Genomic DNA, 20,602 nt, shown 5'->3' with positions numbered 1-20,602 from the left:
CTCCTTAATACAACGAATGCGGATTTTTATCGATAAAATCTTTATCAATACGACCAAACATTTTGTAATAACACCAACTCGTGTAAATAAGAATAACAGGGATGAAGACTAACGCCACCCAGGTCATCACTTTCAGGGTTAGTAAGCTCGATGTTGCATCCCACAGTGTCAAACTGACGTTAGGATCAGTGCTTGATGGCATAATAAACGGAAACATAGCGACACCCGCCGTCAGAATAATACAAACAAGGGTCAACGAAGATGACACAAACGCCCAAGCGCTTTGCGTAAAGCGTGACAGTAATAGAGTAAACAGTGGCAAGATCACACCCAACTCAGGCAACGCCCATAGAATAGGGTACTTATTGAAATTCAGCAACCAGGCACCCGCCTGATGCGCGACTTCTTTGCGCAATGGGTTAGATTCTGCTGTCGTATCCAGTGCCGAAGTAATGACAAAACCATCAATACCTTTCATCAACCAAATTCCCGCTAATAAGAAAGCGGTAGCCGTTAGCAACGCTGAAATCTGTGCAGTGCTACGGGAGCGTAAATGTAATTCACCTCGAGTACGTATTTGCAAGTAAGTGGCTCCCTGTGTCACTAACATGGCTAAACTCACCCCCCGGCAAGTAAACCAAAAGGATTGAGTAGCTGGAAAAAATTGCCACTATAGAATAAACGCAAATAACTATCGATGTGAAAAGGCACCCCTTGCAGCAAGTTACCAAAAATTACACCAAATGCCACGGCTGGTACGAAACTACCGACAACAATGCCCCAATCCCACAGGTTACGCCAACGAGGATCATCCAGTTTGGCACGGTAGTCGAAACCAACCGGGCGGAAAAACAGCGCGGCCAATACCAACATCATCGCAACATAAAAACCCGAAAATGCGGCGGCATATACCATTGGCCAGGCAGCAAATAACGCGCCACCAGCGGTCACTAACCAAACCTGGTTGCCTTCCCAGTGCGGAGCGATAGAATTAATCATAATGCGGCGATCGATATCACTTTTACCTATGATGCGCAGTAAAATCCCTATGCCGATATCGAAGCCATCAGTGACTGCAAAACCTATCAACAGTAAGCCAATCAGTAGCCACCAGGTAAAACGTAGTTCTTCATAACCAAACATAAGTGAGTCTCTCTTACTAGGCTTGTTGTACCCTATGAATCGCCTGTTCAAAATGATAGCGACCTGTTCTTAGGCTACTTGGCCCAATGCGGGTGAATTTGAACATCAGATACATTTCTACGATCAGGAACAAGGTATAAAGCCCACAAATTAGTATCATAGAAAATAGGATCTCACCGGCGCTCACTGACGAATTTGCCATCGCTGTTGGCAGAACCTCACCTATCGCCCAAGGCTGACGGCCATACTCAGAGACAAACCAACCCGCTTCTACCGCGATCCAAGGCAATGGCAGGGCGTAAAGTGCCATCCGATGTAACCATTTTTTCTCACCTATCTGGCTACGTACAACAGTATAAAAAGAACAGGCCATGATCAATAACATCAACAAGCCACAAACGACCATAATACGGAACGCAAAATAGAGGGGCAACACAGATGGAATAGAATTTTTTGTCGCTAGCTGAATTTGTTCTTCGGTCGCCTCAATAATATCTGGTGCATATTGTTTCAGCAATAAGCCATAGCCTAAGTCTTGTTTGCTTTTATCAAATGCTGCACGTACTGCAGGATCAGTATTGCCCGAGCGCAGTTGTTCGAGTAACTGATAGGCCTGGATACCGTTGCGGATACGTCTTTCATGTTGAGACATCAATTCGCGTAGTCCCAATACTGGAGTGTCTATTGATCGTGTAGCGATCAAGCCAAGTACGTAAGGGACTCGAATGGCAAAAGCGTTCTCCATTTTTTCCTGGTTTGGAATAGCAAATAAGGTGAATGACGCAGGGGGAGGCTGAGTTTCCCACTCCGCTTCGATGGCTGCCAATTTCGTTTTTTGCACATCACCCATTTCATAACCGGATTCATCACCCAGTACAATGACCGACAACACAGCCGCTAAACCAAAACTGGCCGCGATAGCAAATGAACGCTTAGCAAACGGGATATCACGACCTTTCAACAAATAATACGAACTGATCGCCAGTACGAACATGGCACCCGTTACATAACCTGCGGCAACGGTATGGACAAATTTCACCTGAGCGACGGGATTAAACACCAGTTCAGAAAAACTGACCATTTCCATTCGCATGGTTTCGAAATTAAAATCAGAAGCGATCGGATTTTGCATCCATCCATTAGCAATCAGGATCCAAAGCGCAGAAAAATTAGAGCCTAACGCTACCAACCAGGTTGCTCCTAGGTGCTGATATTTGCTTAATCGATCCCAACCAAATAAAAACAGACCGACGAAAGTGGATTCAAGGAAAAATGCCATTAAACCTTCAATCGCTAAGGGTGCACCAAAAATATCGCCAACATAATGGGAAAAATATGACCAATTAGTACCAAACTGGAATTCCATAGTCAAACCCGTGGCTACTCCCAGAGCAAAGTTAATCGCAAATAATTTACCCCAAAACTTGGTCATATCCTTATAGATCTGTTTACCGGACAAGACATAAACTGTTTCCATTATTGCCAGTAAAAATGCGAGTCCAAGCGTTAATGGAATAAAAAGGAAGTGATACATTGCTGTTAAAGCAAACTGTAACCGGGAAAGCTCTACAATATCAAACATCTTGATTCCTCGTTCCTCACGAAAATATCGACTTTGCAGTAGTTTTATTCTCGCTTGGGTAGCACTCTTATGACCAGTAGCAACAAATACTCAGACATATAGCGGCCTAATATTTTAATAACATAATAATACCCTCGTAATCATAGAGAATAAATGGGCTTTTACCACATGTATTTATTTACATATAGAGGATTAAAATGTGCTTCCACTATTAAAATTTCATTATTGACACCTTTGATAGAAAAATAATGTTGTCCTTGTATGAATAACATCGGTCAAAAAAGTCACTTATTGGATAATATTCCATCAATGATTGAAATTCATATTGCAAATAATAAGCTTTAATCAACCGCAGTGAGAGGGCATGATAAAAATCTGACTTCCAGATTGTGGAAGAAGAGAAAATAAAAACTTTTTTTATTTTGAGGATAAATATGAATGAGGATAAATATGAATATATATCATATCGTTATAGCATGTATCATGTTGGTCAGCGCCCCACTTATGGCTTCGGAAGAAAGTGAGTTTCTTAATCCTTGTACCTTTCCTATATTTGATGTAGAAGCCCCTGATTATACACTAAGAAATATCGCAACCAACTACGTTATTCAGGATGCTCAAGTCAAGATAAAATATGATCTGGAAGTGGGAGAACCACGTCCATTTTTGCTGATAATGACGCATTTATGTGATAACAATAACCAGGACTTAGCCCGTAATATAACCACTAACTTCAATTTACGCTGGAAGGAGGGTGTAGATGATGAGGACGAGAAGTTCTTAAAAAATAAGGAGATTAAGTTACGAGTTCAAGATCCTGCTCCTAGCGATTATAAACTGGTTGTCAGAGTGTTGAGTACCACACGTCAAGAGAGATTAGAGAATTTTCCAGTCACTTTCTCCCATGAAACTGATGTCACAACAACTGATACCACCCCCACTGATATTAAGTAAAATTAAAACCATAGAATAACCTTAGTTTAGAGATCTCGTCATGTTGAACGTAGTCCAACCACAGCCACCAGCGTCAACCTGGTGGCTTGTACGATCAGCAAGCAAATAACACTAACCGAGTTGCTTACGTGCATGACGGAACATCCGCATCCACGCACCATCTTCACCCCACTCTGGCGGATGCCAGGAGTTGCTAACAGTGCGGAAAACTCGTTCTGGATGAGGCATCATGGCTGTCGCCCGACCGCTACTGCTGGTTACTGCGGTAATACCTTGTGCGGAACCATTTGGATTAGCAGGATAGCGTTCAGTGACCTGGCCGAAGTTGTCGACAAAGCGCATGACCACCTGATTCTGTTGCTGTAACATTGTTAGCTGCACCACATTTTGCACTTCTAGCCGTCCTTCGCCGTGTGAAACGGCAATAGGTATACGTGAACCTGCCATATCCTGTGTAAATAAGCAGGGGCTGACAGCCACTTCAACCAGGCTAAAACGCGCTTCAAAACGTTCGGACAGATTACGTCTAAAATTCGGCCAATGCTCCGTACCGGGGATCAACTCACGCAAATGGGACATCATCTGACAACCGTTACACACACCCAATGCCAAAGTATGTGGACGTTGGAAAAAAGCGGCAAACTCATCACGTACCCGGTTATTAAACAAAATGGATTTAGCCCAACCCTCACCGGCACCTAAAACATCACCGTAAGAAAATCCCCACAAGCGACCAACGTTTGAAAAGCGTTCAAATTTATTCTGCCGCTCAATAAATCACTCATATGCACATCGACAGCATCAAAACCTGCACGATGAAAGGCAGCAGCCATTTCAACCTGAGAATTCACGCCCTGTTCACGCAATACCGCCACTTTGGGGCGTATTTGTTGAGCAATATAAGGTGCCGCAATATCCTCGCTGGGATCAAAACTCAGTTTAACGTTAAGACCCGGATCCGTTTCATCTTGTTTGGCTTGATGTTCTTGATCCGCACAATGTGGGTTATCACGCAACCGCTGCATTTGCCAGGTAGTTTCCGCCCACCAGCAACGCAACTTCGCTCGACTCTCTTGATATAAGATTTCATCACCATGACGGATGATAAAACTGTCACCTGTTATCGCCTTTCCTAAATAGTGCACAGCGTTTGCCAAACCCAGATCAGCCAGCCATTGTTCTACCGTTTCACGCTGATCAGCACGTACCTGGATCACTGCACCTAATTCTTCATTGAATAAGGCTGCAAGGTGATCCTTACCCAACGACTGAATGTCTACATCGATACCACAATGACCGGCAAATGCCATCTCCGCCAAGGTCACTAATAAACCACCATCGGATCGATCATGATAGGCCAGTAAGCGCTGATCGGTGATCAACATCTGTATGGCTTTAAAAAAAGCTGCCAGCTGTGACACATTGCGCACATCAGCAGGTTTATCCGCTAATTGACGGTAAACTTGTGCTAGTGCAGTCGCCCCTAATGCGTTGTATCCTGCCCCTAAATCGATCAACAATAACGCATTTTCACAGTGATCAATCTGTAGCTGTGGTGTGATGGTACGGCGAACATCTTCCACTCGGGAAAAAGCGGTGATCACCAATGACAAGGGTGATGTCATTTCACGCTGCTCGTTGCCTTCTTGCCAGCCAGTCTTCATCGCAAGCGAATCTTTTCCTACTGGAATGGTCAGCCCCAGAGCGGGACAAAGCTCTTCACCGAGAGCGCGTACTGCGGCATATAATCCGGCATCCTCCCCGGATGCCCTGCGGCAGACATCCAGTTAGCCGAAAGTTTAATGCGCTTTAAATCACCAATCTGGCTGGCGGCAATATTGGTTAATGCCTCTCCAACGGCAAGACGCGCCGAAGCGGCGAAATCCAACAAAGCCACGGGGGCACGTTCACCGATAGACATGGCTTCACCCTGATAGCTATCCAGGCTCGCGCTGGTAACAGCACAATCGGCTACTGGAATTTGCCAGGGACCCACCATCTGATCACGTGTCACCATACCCGTGACCGTACGATCACCGATGGTAATCAAAAACGTTTTTTCGGCTACCGCCGGTAAATGTAGAATCCGTTTTACCGCATCAGCGATATCGATCTGCGCACGTTGTAATGGCTCACCCTGTGCTTGCAATCGCGTGACATCCCGCAGCATTTTGGGTGTTTTACCCAATAAAATATTTAATGGCATCGTGATCGGTTGATTGTCGAAGTCACGATCGTTCACCAGCAAATTTTTTTCTTCAGTCGCTTCACCGATAACCGCATAAGGTGCGCGTTCACGACGACAAATTTCATCAAATAACGCTATCTGTTCTGGTGCAACCGCCAATACATAGCGCTCCTGCGACTCATTACACCAAATTTCCAATGGACTCATGCCAGGTTCATCATTTAGGATATCCCGCAACTCAAAGCGCCCACCACAACCGCCATCATTGATCAGTTCTGGCATCGCATTTGACAGGCCACCCGCCCCCACATCATGAATAAACAAAATAGGATTGCGATCACCTAGCTGCCAACAACGATCGATCACTTCCTGACAGCGACGTTCCATCTCTGGATTACCTCGCTGTACCGAAGCAAAATCGAGATCAGCATTTGATTGACCGGAAGCCATCGAAGAGGCCGCGCCACCCCCTAAGCCGATATTCATTGCTGCGCCGCCAAGGACGATCAGCTTCGCGCCCAGAGTAATTTCACTTTTTTCTACATGATCGGCACGAATATTGCCCATGCCGCCTGCGAGCATAATCGGTTTATGATAACCACGTAGCTCACTACCGTTATGGCTATTAACACGTTCTTCGTAGGTACGAAAATAACCGAGCAACGCGGGTCGACCAAATTCATTGTTAAAGGCAGCAGCACCAAGAGGCGCATCGGTGATAATCTCAAGCGCGCTCACGATACGATCAGGTTTACCAAAATTTTCTTCCCAAGGTTGTTCAAAATTCGGAATACGCAAATTAGAAACCGAGAAACCGACCAATCCAGCCTTGGGTTTAGCGCCGCGTCCAGTGGCGCCTTCGTCGCGGATTTCACCACCAGAGCCTGTTGCTGCTCCTGGCCAAGGTGAGATTGCCGTTGGATGATTGTGAGTTTCTACTTTCATCAGGATAGGTGTTTCCTCCTGATGATAATCATAGATACCGTTCTGTGGTGCCGCGAAAAAACGCCCAACCCGAGAGCCTTGCATCACCGCTGCATTATCTGTATAGGCAGACAACACATAATCTGGCGTTTGTTTAAACGTATTTTTAATCATGTCAAACAGAGAATATGGCTGGTCAATCCCATCAATCCGCCAATCTGCGTTGAAGATTTTATGGCGACAATGTTCCGAATTGGCTTGGGCAAACATATAAAGTTCAACGTCTGTTGGATTGCGTCCGAGAGTCTTGAAAGATGCCAGCAGATAGTCTATTTCTTCCGTTGCAAGTGCCAAACCTAATTGGCTGTTCGCCTGCTCTAATGCTTTTCGCCCTTGCCCTGCGATATCGACCCGCTGTAGCATCCTGGGAGGATGATGAGAGAAAAGTTGTTCTGCCTGTGCCAAGTCGCTAAATACCGTTTCCATCATCCGATCATGCAGCATCGCCTCTAGCTGTTGCCATTGGGCAGATGTCAGCTCGCCACTCTGAATGTAGAAAGCGACACCACGTTCCAGACGTAGCACCTTGGATAAACCACAATTATGCGCAATGTCGCTGGCTTTAGAGGACCAAGGAGAAATAGTGCCAGGACGAGGCGTTACCAACCGTAAAACTCCCGCCACTGTACATTCAGGTGAAACAGCCCCATATTTGAGTAAATGTTGTAATTTAACGTTTTCCTCAGCATTCAGCGGCGCACTGAGATTGACAAAATGCACATATTCAGCGTAGATATCACGTACCGGTAATTGTACATCCTGACAGCGGGACAGCAGTTTAGTGATCCTAAAAGCTGACAAGGCGGGTGAACCGCGCAGTATTTCCATAAGCAAAGTTTCTCTCATCGATGAAGCAAAGGGAGTAGCATGTTAACGCGCGCTATTATAGTGAATCCCCAACAGCGACGGAACCGTCTGCCTCTTTATTCTTGATGACAGGCTTGACTTCACACGACAAATACTGATTTGGCGCCAACTAGAGAGCTGAAGAAATGTGGCATACAATGGACTGTGGGTAGCACCTCAGACTAGAAACAAAAAAATGTCATCAGTATAAACTAAAGAGCTGACTCCAGGGCATATAGTAGATATTGCCGATGATCATGAGCATAAGAGAAATGTAAGCCGTGTTGATGGCAGAACCCTGCCAACGGATATCGTGATAGCGCAGGTGATAAAAGTGTAATAAACGCTCCACGATTAATATTAGCCCACAAAGATGAATTATCCAGGTTTCTGCGCCGTTCATCTCAAGTATTATGAGTAAAATAAGTGCGATAGGGACATATTCCACAGCGCCGCTATAAACAGCAATGGCGGTTTGCAATTCAGAAAAACCGCCATCACCATAGGTTACCCGGTATTGATTTCTGAGTTTTACTACATCTAACGAGAGCTTGAGCAGCAATATTGCGCCCAAAACAACATAAAACGAGCTAACCATTTTAGACTCCATAGCCCAATTTCAACATCCTCCTTGCTTTAAAGGGCAAAGATCCCTACCGTGCAAACCAAAGCCTAATTTGTCTCGGTGGGTTTTCATTTCATATACTCTAACAGCAAGAAAAATTTTAACACAAATCAGGTAGAAAACTGTGCCTTATATCCTCCCCGGCGCTTTGCTCACAACAATTCTAAACAGACTCTCAAAACTTTGCATCATCTGCATAAACACTCACCAAAATACAGGATAATAAAAGCTGTTCTTGATTTCATACCTTAGCTAGACTAGGACATATTTGTTTTTTAAATGGCAAAAATAAGCGCAACAGTTTCCGGCAACCTCGTTGAAGGATAGTTTAAAGGGTAGGGTATGCGTACTGAATATTGTGGGCAGTTAAATTTGTCCCATGTCAATCAAGAAGTCACTTTGTGTGGCTGGGTTAATCGTCGCCGTGACCTCGGTAGTTCTATTTTTATTGATATGCGCGATCGAGAAGGCATTGTCCAGATATTTTTCGATCAGGGTCAACCCCTCGCTTTTGCACAGGCATTGTTATTGCGTAATGAATTCTGCATTCAGGTAACAGGTACTGTGCGGGCACGCATCGGTGAACAAATAAATAAAAAGATGCTGACCGGTGAAATTGAGGTACTCGCCGAGACACTCAATATTATCAACCGTAGCGAACCCCCACCACTAGATAATAAGCAGATTAATAATGAAGAGCCTCGTTTAAAATATCGCTATCTGGATTTGCGGCGTCCAGAAATGGCACTGCGGATAAAAACACGCGCTAAAATTACTCGTTTTGTGCGCCATTTTATGGATAGTCATGATTTCCTCGACATTGAAACCCCAATGCTCACCAAAGCCACACCAGAAGGCGCCCGTGATTATCTGGTGCCGAGTCGAGTGAGTAAAGGCAAATTCTATGCTCTGCCACAATCACCACAGTTGTTTAAACAGTTGCTGATGATGTCAGGTTTCGACCGTTACTATCAAATTGTGAAATGTTTCCGTGATGAAGATTTGCGTGCCGATCGTCAGCCTGAATTTACCCAAATCGACGTTGAAACCTCCTTTATGAGTGCTGAACAGCTGCGTCATCTGATGGAAGAACTGATCTGCAAACTGTGGAAAGAAATCAAAGGGGTCGATCTCGGCACCTTTCCCATCATTACTTTTTCTGAAGCTATACGCCGTTTTGGTTCCGACAAACCGGATTTGCGTAATCCATTGGAGCTAGTCGATATCGCTGACTTAGTCACCTCAGTCGAATGTAAAGTTTTTGCCGATCCTGCCAATGATGCAGCAGGACGAGTAGTCGCGATACGTGTTAAAGATGGGACACAAATCACTCGTAAACAAATTGATGAATACACTGAAATTATTAAACAACAGGGTGCTAAAGGCTTAGCTTGGCTAAAGGTGAATGACCGCGAAGCTGGGTTAAACGGCGTGCAAGGCCCGATTGCCAAATTTCTGAATACCGATGTATTGAAAAATATTCTGGAACGTACTAAGGCTGAGAATGGCGATATCTTATTTTTTGCTGCAGATAATTTTAAAATTGTTAGCGATGCAATGGGGACACTGCGTGTAAAACTGGCAATTGACAGGAAATTAATCAAACAGGATAGCTGGGCTCCCTTGTGGGTAATTGATTTTCCCTTGTTTGAAGACAACAAAATGGGGGCATGAGCGCCATGCATCACCCCTTTACCGCACCCAAAGAAATGACACAAACTGAACTGGCAGCAAACCCAGTCGCCGCTATCGCCAACGCCTATGATATGGTGATTAATGGTTATGAAGTTGGCGGCGGATCAGTACGTATCCACCATAGCGAAATGCAACAACAAGTATTTTCTATTCTCGGCATCAATCAACAGGAACAACGCGAAAAATTTGGTTTTTTACTCGATGCGCTGAAATACGGGACGCCGCCGCATGCAGGTTTGGCTTTTGGCCTGGATCGTTTAGTGATGTTGTTGACAGATAGCGATAATATCCGTGATGTGATCGCCTTTCCAAAAACCACTGCTGCCGCCTGTTTGCTAACAGAAGCACCTGGTTTCGCTAACCCTGCTTCATTGCAAGAACTGTCGATCAGCACGTTGATAATGGAAAACGCGGAAAAAAAGCCGAATGAACCGTAAACGCCCTGGAGTCATCGACGAGCAATATTGGGATCTAGAAAAATGATTTTTGGAGATTTTTATGGCAGGTCATAGCAAATGGGCAAACACCAAACACCGCAAAGCCGCGCAGGATGCCAAACGTGGAAAAATTTTCACTAAGATTATCCGTGAGTTAGTGACCGCTGCCAAGTTGGGTGGCGGCGATCCGGCGGCAAATCCGCGTCTGAGGGCTGCCATCGATAAAGCGTTATCGAATAACATGACGCGTGATACGTTGAATCGTGCGATTGCCCGTGGTGTCGGTGACGATGAAAATAATCACATGGAAACCATCATCTATGAGGGATATGCCCTTGGTGGTGCCGCAGTGATGGTTGAGTGCCTAAGTGATAATCGTAACCGTACGGTGTCTGAAGTACGGCATGCTTTCACTAAAACCGGCGGTAATTTAGGTACCGATGGTTCGGTAGCCTATTTATTTAGCAAAAAAGGGGTAATCTCTTATGCACCCGGTCTGGATGAAGGAACGATGATGGAACTGGCGATAAGGGCAGGCGCTGATGATATAACGGTTTATGACGATGGTACTATCGATGTGCTTACCACGCCGGAGGATTTCGATGCAGTAAAGGATGCATTGGATGAGTCTGGCTTAAAAGCACAGATGGCTGAAGTATCCTTTATCCCCTCAACTAAAGTGGATTTGGATGCAGAAACTGCACCGATGCTGCTACGTTTGATCGATATGCTGGAAGAATCAGACGATGTGCAAGAGGTTTATCACAATGGTGAAATTTCCGATGAAATTGCTGCCACATTATAATTGGCCTCTGCAATTGATGCTAAAGGTGAATACTGGTCATGGCAATTATTTTGGGTATCGATCCCGGCTCTCGTATCACAGGTTATGGTGTTGTTCGTCAGCAGGGAAACCGCTTGAGTTATCTGGGCAGTGGGTGCATTCGTACACAGGTAGAGGGCACACAGCTAGATGATTTACCCAGCCGATTAAAGTTGATTTATGCGGGTGTCACTGAAATTATTACCCAGCAGCAGCCGAATTTTTTTGCTATCGAACAAGTCTTTATGGCAAAAAATGCGGCTTCTGCATTGAAACTCGGTCAAGCACGGGGAGTGGCTATAGTCGCAGCCGTAAATCAGAATTTACCGGTGTTCGAATATGCTGCCCGGCAGATTAAACAAACAGTGGTTGGTACGGGTTCGGCAGATAAGAGCCAAGTGCAGCATATGGTACGTTCTTTATTGAAACTGCCTGCCAATCCTCAGGCAGATGCCGCCGATGCCTTAGCAGTAGCCATCACTTACTGCCATTTTAATCCAACCTCATCTTAAAGAGAGTTAACATGATAGGGCGTCTTCGGGGTATCATTTTAGAAAAACAGCCGCCGTTAATGTTGTTGGAAGTTCAGGGTGTTGGCTATGAAATCCAGTTACCTATGACGTGTTTCTGTCAGCTACCCGATTTGGGGCAAGAAGCGATTATCTTTACCCAATTCGTGGTACGTGAAGATTCACAGCTACTCTATGGTTTTAATGATAAACAGGAACGCGCCCTCTTTCGTGAATTAATTAAAGTCAATGGTGTTGGGCCCAAATTAGCGCTGGGGATTTTATCTGGCATGTCGGCACATCAATTTGTCGGCGCAGTAGAGAAGGAAGAAATCACCACCTTGATCAGACTCCCAGGGGTAGGTAAAAAAACAGCAGAGCGTTTAGTAGTCGAAATGAAAGATCGCTTTAAAAGCTTACATGGTGATCTGTTTAGTAACCGTGGTGATATTCCATCGCTAGCCGAGCCGGCGAAAGTATCAGATGCAGATATTGAAGCTGAGGCCGTATCAGCGTTAGTGACTCTAGGTTATAAACCGCAGGAAGCCAGTCGATTGGTCAACAAAATTGCCAAAACAGGGGTGGATTGTGAAACATTAATACGTGACGCTTTACGCTCCGCCTTATAGGTCCAGCATGAATGCTTTCTATACCCAATGAGTTTCGAGTTACGGCAAGGCGGCAATCAATCGAATCCCAGGAGTGTACAGGTAGTACATGACTGGGATAAGTGCGAGCAGCCAACGCCGCCGTAACTTGAAAGACGAAGGGTATATGCTACTATCGCTTTTGTCTGAGCTTCTATTAGAACCTGTTCGGAATCTTTGTTGCTCGCCGTGTCAAGACATAGGGACATCAATATGAACGGATGCTCCCTGACGAGTGCTAAAATTAGATTCATCATAACTTTCAGCCAATACCTCGGATTCGACTAATATACCGTCTATAATTTGCTTTAAGAATCTTTTTTTTATTGTCTTCTCGTCTTCATCTGGAAAATTATTTTTAATAACATCAAAAACCTCATCTTTTATCAGTGGATCAATAATTTTATTATCCTTACTCCAAGGGTCAAGAATCAGAAATGTTTCTTTTTTTTCATTTATTTCAGCGCAAAAATCGATAAAAAGAGAATATGAATTAGGGGTGCCTTCATTAATACCACAGTAAAATTCCATATTTGTGAATAGATTCGGGTCTGAAGAGTAGATAATTAGGGCGTGATTATTAGCGAAATCAGGATTATCTGGGTTATTTTCTGTAAAACAGATCACTCGCATTATCTCCGGATTTACACCTTGTCTACATAACAAGGTGTAAACTAAATAAGAGATCTCTCCACAATAAGTTGGGATCCCCTCTTTATATTCACTCTCGTGGGTTGTGGCGCTTGCTTCTACTTTTGTTGAAATTGAAGCTAAGTTTCCAGCAGAAAGATTATCCTGATCGGTTTGATGATTTTCATAGGCTTTCACAACTAATTCACCATAAATTCTTTGTATGATGACCCAATTATTATTTTTACAGGCATCATCAAATTCTTGTCGTAGATCGTCTGACATATCGGCGGCTTTTCTACGTACCCATTTACGTACAGTTTGAATAGTATCTATGCCATTGGGAGAATTGCTTGTTGGAACATCACGCCGATTTGCCTTATTGTAAAAGACATCCGCTTGAATAAAAGCGGATCTAACACTATCCCTTAAAACGTAATCCTTTTCCAAAGATGGATAGCGCCCGTCATCGATGTTAGCAATACAATCGTTCGTGCTTCGATGCCGTACAAATTCAAATTTTTTCCGTCTTCTACCAGAGGGAGCCGCATAATCGCCGGATATTAAATTTTCATTGCTAACTGAAGGCGAACACATAGAGCACCTCTATCACATTTATGAAAAAACCTGAGGCCACAATCGATAGGGCGAAGCCGCTGTAGTGGTCATGTTTCGAGGTGCCACCTCATCGAAAATTCATAACTCGCATTCATAGGCTAGATTTTGCTTCTAACTCATCCAGCCGCTGCTCCAAAGTTACAAGTTTCTCTCGGATACGTGATAAAACCTGAGTTTGTACGTCAAATTCCTCTCGATTAACCAAATCGAGACGGGTGAGCTGTGTTTGCAGTATCTGACGGATTTTTTTTTCAACGTTATCCCCGAACTCGCGTACGCCATAAGGCAGTGATTCATGCACCTGGCGAGCGATTTCTTCAATCTTTTTCGCATCTATCATAATATTCTCCAGTAATTCAAGCTCTTTCGAAAACCCAAAGCGACTTGAAGCCTAGGATACAATGTAGGATCCACGTCACACAGCAGATTTTGAAAGAGGCATAATGAGATCTGTGGTCAAGATGCTATAAGTGTAATGCCTGATCCACTTTGGATAAACCTTTTGGTAGTGTCATTCAATTCAATAGAGCTCACAGTAACACACAACAAGTAGGTTTCACCGTGGGTCTATTTTGTGGATTGCCTGTATGAATGATTAACGATATAGTTCCGAATCTCATTCTCAGATCAGTATGTACGAGGATCAGGATAGTAATTCATTCCCTTGTGGAAGTCTGTGAAAGCTTATTTTATTGAGGTTTTTTACCGTGGATCAGACACTGTGCTCTGAATTTGGCCCCCCTATAGAACGCGTAAAGCGTGCACTCTGTGCTTTACGTAATGGTCTTGGTGTCATGGTACTGGATGATGAAAACCGTGAAAATGAAGGCGATATGATCTTCGCGGCAGAAACAATGACCGTAGAGCAAATGGCGTTAACTATCCGTCACGGTAGCGGTATTGTCTGTCTGTGTATTACTGAAGATCGTCGTTGTCAACTTGAATTACCCATGATGGTCAATAAAAATTCTAGCCAGTTTAAAACTGCGTTTACCGTGAGTATTGAAGCGGCAAAAGGTGTGACAACAGGGGTTTCGGCAACAGATCGACTGACGACTATCCTTTCAGCTATTGCTGATAACGCAAAACCTGCTGATTTAAATCGCCCCGGTCACGTCTTCCCGCTGCGTGCAGAAACAAACGGCGTGCTTTCCCGACGTGGGCATACTGAAGCGGCTATCGATCTGGCTCAATTGGCAGGGTTAAAGCCTGCTGCGGTGCTGTGTGAACTCACTAACGATGATGGCAGTATGGCACGCATGCCAGAAGTGGTTACATTTGCTAAACAACATAAGATGCCGGTGCTCACGATCGAAGATTTAGTATGCTATCGACAGCGAGGCGAGCCGCCGGACAATCCGATGGCGGCATCACTCATGACGATTTCACATAGGATCTAGGATAATATGTGGATAAAAACGGGATGAATCCTGTGTAATTAACTGCCGATCTTCACGTACACCAATGCCACAGGGCTGATCATTTATTAACCAACTACCAATTAAGGTGTAACTGTCACCAAAGCGAGGTAATGGGTGGAACTGTTGCACGATCATGCCTTCTGCACCATAAGGCCCCTCCGTTTGAGCTATTCTTTGACCGTTTTCGGTTATTTGGATATTAGCGCCTTCACGTGAGAACAGAGGCTTAGTGACGTAGTGAGTCAACGGCTGATTCTTATCTTGAGCGAAGTAAGCTGGGAGTAAATTGGAATGACCAGGAAACATTTCCCACAACAATGGTAGCAGTGCTTTATTAGCAAGGATACTCTTCCAGGCCGGTTCGAGCCAACGTACGCCAGCATCCTCGAGTTTGGTGGAAAACATTTCACGGAACATAAATTCCCACGGATAAAGCTTGAAAAAATTGCTGATGACTTGGTTGTGTAGATCGGTAAATTGTCCTTTTTCGCCTAGTCCGATTTCGTCGATAAATAAAAACTCACTGGGCAGCTCAGCGTCCAAGGCGCAATCTTGCAAATACTGTACTGTAGCGCGGTCTTCTGTCGTATCCTGGCAACAGGCCACATGTAATAAATTAAATCCGTGGCTTTCCCGTAGCTCAGCAAAACGCTCAATCAGTTTTTCTTGCAAACTATTATATTGATCCGCACGTTGAGGCAGATGGCCGGCGTTTATCTGGTCTTGCAACCATATCCATTGGAAAAAGGCGGTTTCATATAATGAAGTGGGGGTATCTGCGTTGTTTTCTAACAACTTGGCCGGATTTTTGCCGTCATAGGCCAGATCGAGACGTGAATAGAGCGAAGGCTGGCACGTTTTCCATGAAGATCGAACAAAATCCCAGCAGTGTGGCGGGATACTAAATCTAGTCAATAATTCTTCATTATTGACTACTTTTTCCACCACCTTTAGGCACATTTGATGCAGTTCAGCAGTGGTTTCTTCCAACTCTTCAATCTGAGCAAGGGTAAACTCATAGTAGGCTTCTTCACACCAGTAAGGCTCATTATTTATAGTGTGAAAATGAAAACCGAACTCAGTGGCTTTGTCACGCCAGTCAGGGCGTTCATTAATAGTTACACGTTTCATTCTTTAGATCTTAACTCCCCATGCTACGTGCGCTGGATTTGGATGAAGAAGAAGTATTGCTATGTTGCATCGACGCTTGTTTAGCAACGGATTCGCCGAAACCGCCACGCGTGGTAGTGGTCGTGACCGCGGGCTTGGGTGCAAGTGTGCTTCCAGGTACGGTCACCGAGCGACCCGAAGTGGCGGCACCATAATTTTTACCACTGGCATCGACAAACTTACCGTTAGCGGGGCTGGTTGGTTGATTTGAGGTAAACAGAGGTTGTTGAGCAAAACCACTGCCACCCATCATGCGCCCCATCATATAGCCTGCCATTAACGGCATCCAGGCACTGCCACCGTGTGATTCTGCTGTTTTGCTAGTTTCAGCGGTGTTAGACGCAGATCCTGTTGTACCAGGTACCATCCCTGCCTGTGCTGGAGCGGGAGCAGGGGTACACTGTGATTCGCCAAATTCGGCCACACAATCAGCCTGGGTGGCGTATTTCGGTGCCGTTCTCGCTGCCTCTTGCAGCGCCTTATTGTACGAAGCGCTGCATTGTTCACTCATTGATGGGTTGGCTTGTGAACAATCGCTAGCATTTTGATACATCGAAACAGTTTCATCTGTTTTCTCGCAGCCTGCCAGGATGAATACGGCACTCAGTGATAACGCTATGGGTGCTAGACGATAGCTACGCCAAGATTTACGAAATGCCTCTTGATTGATATTCTTAGTCCGTTTCATGGTTATACATCCTATTTTAGTAACAGATTATTGATCTCCCAGTGAATGACATAAGAATAGAGGAAAGCGGTACAAAATTAAAGCGTGAGATAACAGCAAAATTTTGTCGCCTGGAATATATCCGTGGATAAAAAACAAATCGGGTACTGATGAAACCAGCACCCGAAGGCAGTGTGTTTAACCGTTAACCACGAAATGGATTGCCGCTATTGCGGGGCTGAGTATTCGCAGGGGGTGTCATGTCAGTCGGAGCGACTTGCCGGTTATCTGTCGTAGCATCCGGGCTTTCTGGTGCTAGCTTGGTGGTAGAGGTAGAAATAGGCGTATCCAGTACGCTATTGAATGCCATCAAATCATCCTGGTTTAAGGTTCCTAATGCTGATTTAATACTTAATTCATTGATTAAATAATCATAACGTGCATTAGCAAGCTGCTGTTTAGCATTATATAGTGTGGTCGTTGCATTCAAGACATCGAGAATAGTATGAGTACCCACTTTATAGCCTGCCTCCATCGAATCCAGCGAGCTTTTGCCAGAAATAACGGCCTGTCTATAGGCATTGATGCTGCTAATTGAAGCTGAAATATTATTGAATGAAGAGCGCACTTTTTGTACTACATTACGGTGGGCGTTTTCCAGACCTTCACTGGCACCAACAAAATTGTATTGAGCCTGTTTAACCTGAGAGTAAGTCGAACCACCGTTATATAAAGGCATATTGAGTGACACACCAATTTTATTTTTGCCTGCTTCGGTGTTGTTTGAACCGCCGTATATATCCTTGATGCGATTGTTGCTCAGCTCAGTGGAAGCCACCAGATCCAGCGTTGGCATATAACCGGTTTCAGCGATTTTAATTTGTTGCTGTGCCAGATCCTGGTTTAGACGAGCAACAAGCAACGCCAGATTATTTTTTTCCGCTTCTTGCAACAGGGTATCAACCTTATTTGGGTGTTTAGTTTGCAGTCGTTTGAGGTTTAGAGAAGCCAGTTCATGATAGTAAACACCAGTCACTTGACGCAGAGACTCTAATGCATTATCCAATTTGTTGCGACTATTGACTTCACTGGCTAATACACCATCATAATTTGCGCGCGCGCTCTGCACATCGGTGATGGCAACTAAGCCAACATTAAAACGCTGGGTTGTTTGGTCTAGTTGGCGGTAAACAGCTTCTTTTTGCGCTTCAGTGTAAGAGAGCGCGTCGATGGCGCGTAATACATCAAAATAAGCGGTAGCTGTATTGAGAATCAGATTTTGTCTACTAATTTGATAGTTGACTTCCTGAATACCCGCGGTTTTTTCCTGCAATGTTCGAGCGCGCCATTTTGACATATCGAAAATGCTTTGCGTCAATCTCAGTGAACCCGAAGTGCTATGGGTATTCGGATCTGAACGATGTATATTAACGTCGCGTCTTGAATCATTACGAAAATCGCGGCTATAGCCATAGTCGGCACTCAACCCCAATTGCGGTAACAGCGAGCTGCTTGCTTGATTAATTTTTTCAAATGCGGCATCACGTTCAGCCGCTACTTTACGTAACTCAGGGTTACTGTCTCTGGCTTGTTGATAAACTTGCAGCAGATTTTCTGCCTGACTTAGGGTACTGAAGCCGACTAAATTCAGTCCGATCAGCAAGGGGAGTAACTTCTTCATTAGTAATCCTTGTTATACAGTCACTTATTGTGCACTACAAATAGAATTTGTGCCATCTTGCCTTAATTCATCTAAATCTAACATAAACTTAAGCGAATATATTACGTTTAAGACTAACGGTTATATAGGCTAGCATATTTATTATTTTAAATATTGGTGGCAAAAATTATGCTTAATAAGGTAGTTTTGTAAAGTAATAAATCCTTTTTTATTAGATCTCTTGCATAATTTGCGGCGTGGTGTGAATAAGTTAAAAATCATATGGAGAGAGAGAGGAACAGATGACTGACTCCCAAAAATCACCGGTTACTTTTGGTAAGGGTGATGTAGAAATTATTACACGTGAGCTACTTTATAAAGGTTTTTTCACCTTAACTTTGTATCGATTTCGTCATAAATTATTCAGTGGTGCCATGAGTAATGAAATAACCCGTGAAGTTTTTAAACGCCGTCATGCTGCAGCACTATTGCCCTATGATCCGCGGCAAGATCAGGTGGTGTTGATAGAACAAGTACGTATTGCTGCTATGGATAATAGCAGTACGCCTTGGCTGTTAGAAATCGTTGCTGGAATGATAGAACCGGGTGAAACGGTTGAACAGGTAGCACGGCGTGAGGCCAAGGAAGAAGCAGGGATTGAGGTGGGGCGTTGTAAATTAACACTCAGTTATTTAGCCAATCCAGGTGCAGTCAGTGAACGCTTATCGATCATGGTGGGCGAAGTGGATGCGAGTACCGCCACCGGTATCCATGGCTTAGCGACGGAGAATGAAGATATTAAGGTTCACGTGGTGAGCCGTGAACAAGCTTATCGTTGGGTTGAAGAAGGCGTGATTGAGAATGCCGCATCGGTCATTGCACTACAGTGGTTAGAATTGCACCATCACGCATTAAAACAAGCGTGGACAAAATAATCGACTTCTTACAAAACCTGGTGACAGTGGAAGTGTGTACCAGCCCGCAGATCTTTTATTTTGAAGCAAGTTATACTGATTTCTATTCTACTCAACGGGTATTCGATGATGATGTTGGAATAGGCGTCTTGTATAACCTACTGAGTGGTGTGTGTTGCAGTTTTGCAAGAAGTCTGATGAACGACGAAAATAAGGAGAACATTTGGAAAATCTGTTTAAACTGCCGATGGTAAATGGAACCAAGGTAAGAATTCTACAAATAACAGATAGCCATCTTTTTACAGATAAAAATCAAACTCTATTGGGCGTTAATACGGCAGAAAGTTATCATGCTGTATTGGCGGCTATTGTTATGCAACAGCACCATTGTGATCTGATCATAGCTAGCGGTGATTTAGCGCAAACACCTTCCGTAGTGGCCTACCAACGTTTTGCCGCTGGCGTGTCTGAACTGGCAGCGCCTTGCGTTTGGCTACCAGGAAATCATGATGATCAATCGGTGATGGTTAAAGTATTGGCGGATGCTGGCATTGTCTCTGCCAAGCAGGTTATGGCGGGTAATGATTGGCAGATCCTTTTGTTGGATAGCCAGGTAGTGGGTCAATCTTACGGTAATCTCAGTGAACATCAGTTGTTATGGCTGGAGCATTGTTTACAAGCACATCCACAACGTTATGCTTTAGTGACACTGCATCATCATCCACTCGCTTGTGGTTGTAGCTGGCTTGATCAGATTAGCTTGCGTAATGCATCACAGCTGGCAGAAATACTGATGCGTTATCCACGTGTTACTACCTTATTGTGTGGGCATATTCACCAGGAGTTAGAGGGTGATTGGTATGGCAGACGCCTGTTAGCTAGCCCGTCTACCAGTGTACAATTTAAGCCAAATAGTCTTATTTTCACTCTTGATAACTTGGCACCAGGGTGGCGTTATATCGATTTACAGCCCGATGGTTCAGTTGCAACTGAAGTATGCCGTTTAGCGGATGGCGAATTCTGTCCTGATATCAATTCGGATGGTTACTAACTTGTGTTAAAATTTTTTTGCTAGCCGGTACATAAAGG

The 20,602-nt window shown here is 44.4% G+C and carries 14 protein-coding genes and 3 pseudogenes; 8 read left to right on the top strand and 9 right to left on the bottom strand.

Annotated features, from left to right (window positions below; all coding sequences use genetic code 11):
- Positions 1-4: 4 nt before the first annotated feature.
- Both cydB and cydA read right to left on the bottom strand, forming a co-directional pair.
- A pseudogene (gene cydB, locus CCS41_RS09915) lies at positions 5-1,143 on the bottom strand (cytochrome d ubiquinol oxidase subunit II).
- 16 nt (positions 1,144-1,159) lie between these two features.
- Entirely contained in the window at positions 1,160-2,725 is a 1,566-nt protein-coding gene (cydA, locus tag CCS41_RS09910; RefSeq protein WP_072550267.1) for a cytochrome ubiquinol oxidase subunit I, read from the bottom strand.
- 483 nt (positions 2,726-3,208) lie between these two features.
- Between cydA and CCS41_RS09905 the strand changes: the two genes are divergently transcribed.
- Entirely contained in the window at positions 3,209-3,679 is a 471-nt protein-coding gene (locus tag CCS41_RS09905; protein WP_240313746.1) for a hypothetical protein, read from the top strand.
- A 111-nt stretch (positions 3,680-3,790) separates the two neighbouring features.
- Here CCS41_RS09905 and purL read toward each other — a convergent pair.
- Positions 3,791-7,619, bottom strand: a pseudogene (gene purL, locus CCS41_RS17725) (phosphoribosylformylglycinamidine synthase); the annotation flags it as partial.
- Positions 7,620-7,899: 280 nt separating this feature from the next.
- Positions 7,900-8,295, bottom strand: a complete 396-nt coding sequence (locus CCS41_RS09895) for an MAPEG family protein (RefSeq protein WP_072550269.1) — start codon at positions 8,293-8,295, stop codon at positions 7,900-7,902.
- 369 nt (positions 8,296-8,664) lie between these two features.
- Between CCS41_RS09895 and aspS the strand changes: the two are divergent.
- The 4 genes and pseudogenes from aspS (at position 8,665) to ruvA (ending at position 12,415) form a co-directional block, all read left to right on the top strand.
- Positions 8,665-10,454, top strand: a pseudogene (aspS, locus tag CCS41_RS09890) (aspartate--tRNA ligase).
- A 61-nt stretch (positions 10,455-10,515) separates the two neighbouring features.
- The gene (locus CCS41_RS09885; RefSeq protein WP_072550271.1) at positions 10,516-11,259 is read left to right on the top strand and encodes a YebC/PmpR family DNA-binding transcriptional regulator; all 744 of its coding nucleotides are present in this window, start codon (positions 10,516-10,518) and stop codon (positions 11,257-11,259) included.
- Positions 11,260-11,297: 38 nt separating this feature from the next.
- Positions 11,298-11,789: a crossover junction endodeoxyribonuclease RuvC gene (gene ruvC, locus CCS41_RS09880; RefSeq protein WP_072550272.1), complete on the top strand. Its 492-nt coding sequence runs from the start codon at positions 11,298-11,300 to the stop codon at positions 11,787-11,789.
- Positions 11,790-11,800: 11 nt separating this feature from the next.
- The gene (gene ruvA / locus CCS41_RS09875; RefSeq protein ID WP_072550273.1) at positions 11,801-12,415 is read left to right on the top strand and encodes a Holliday junction branch migration protein RuvA; all 615 of its coding nucleotides are present in this window, start codon (positions 11,801-11,803) and stop codon (positions 12,413-12,415) included.
- A 210-nt stretch (positions 12,416-12,625) separates the two neighbouring features.
- Here ruvA and CCS41_RS09865 read toward each other — a convergent pair whose 3' ends face one another.
- Positions 12,626-13,660: a hypothetical protein gene (locus CCS41_RS09865; RefSeq protein ID WP_072550274.1), complete on the bottom strand. Its 1,035-nt coding sequence runs from the start codon at positions 13,658-13,660 to the stop codon at positions 12,626-12,628.
- A gap of 112 nt (positions 13,661-13,772) precedes the next feature.
- Entirely contained in the window at positions 13,773-14,021 is a 249-nt protein-coding gene (ubiK, locus tag CCS41_RS09860; RefSeq protein WP_072550275.1) for a ubiquinone biosynthesis accessory factor UbiK, read from the bottom strand.
- A gap of 367 nt (positions 14,022-14,388) precedes the next feature.
- Between ubiK and ribB the strand changes: the two genes are divergently transcribed.
- On the top strand, positions 14,389-15,081 hold the full coding sequence (gene ribB, locus CCS41_RS09855; RefSeq protein ID WP_072550276.1) for a 3,4-dihydroxy-2-butanone-4-phosphate synthase: 693 nt from the start codon (positions 14,389-14,391) through the stop codon (positions 15,079-15,081).
- On the opposite strand, the gene CCS41_RS09850 is transcribed toward ribB, so the two are convergent.
- From CCS41_RS09850 to tolC, 3 genes are all read right to left on the bottom strand, one after another.
- Positions 15,067-16,233, bottom strand: a complete 1,167-nt coding sequence (locus CCS41_RS09850; protein ID WP_072550277.1) for a glutathionylspermidine synthase family protein — start codon at positions 16,231-16,233, stop codon at positions 15,067-15,069. The genes ribB and CCS41_RS09850 overlap by 15 nt on opposite strands.
- Before the next feature lie 10 nt (positions 16,234-16,243).
- Positions 16,244-16,960: a DUF1190 family protein gene (locus CCS41_RS09845; protein ID WP_072550278.1), complete on the bottom strand. Its 717-nt coding sequence runs from the start codon at positions 16,958-16,960 to the stop codon at positions 16,244-16,246.
- Between the two features lie 184 nt (positions 16,961-17,144).
- Positions 17,145-18,620, bottom strand: coding sequence for an outer membrane channel protein TolC (gene tolC / locus CCS41_RS09840; RefSeq protein ID WP_072550279.1), 1,476 nt, complete (start codon positions 18,618-18,620; stop codon positions 17,145-17,147).
- 281 nt (positions 18,621-18,901) lie between these two features.
- Here tolC and nudF point away from each other — a divergent pair, with 281 nt between their 5' ends.
- Both nudF and cpdA read left to right on the top strand, forming a co-directional pair.
- A complete protein-coding gene (nudF, locus tag CCS41_RS09835) occupies positions 18,902-19,534 on the top strand; it encodes an ADP-ribose diphosphatase (RefSeq protein ID WP_072550280.1) in 633 nt (210 codons plus the stop codon).
- Between the two features lie 202 nt (positions 19,535-19,736).
- Positions 19,737-20,564 (top strand): 3',5'-cyclic-AMP phosphodiesterase, encoded by an 828-nt coding sequence (cpdA, locus tag CCS41_RS09830; protein ID WP_072550281.1) that lies wholly within the window; start codon positions 19,737-19,739, stop codon positions 20,562-20,564.
- Positions 20,565-20,602: the final 38 nt, after the last annotated feature.

The organism is Candidatus Fukatsuia symbiotica, assembly GCF_003122425.1.
Taxonomy (GTDB): Bacteria; Pseudomonadota; Gammaproteobacteria; order Enterobacterales; family Enterobacteriaceae; genus Fukatsuia; species Fukatsuia symbiotica.
The sequence above is the reverse complement of the archived record's forward strand: the minus strand, read 5'-3'. Positions and strand labels throughout refer to the sequence as shown.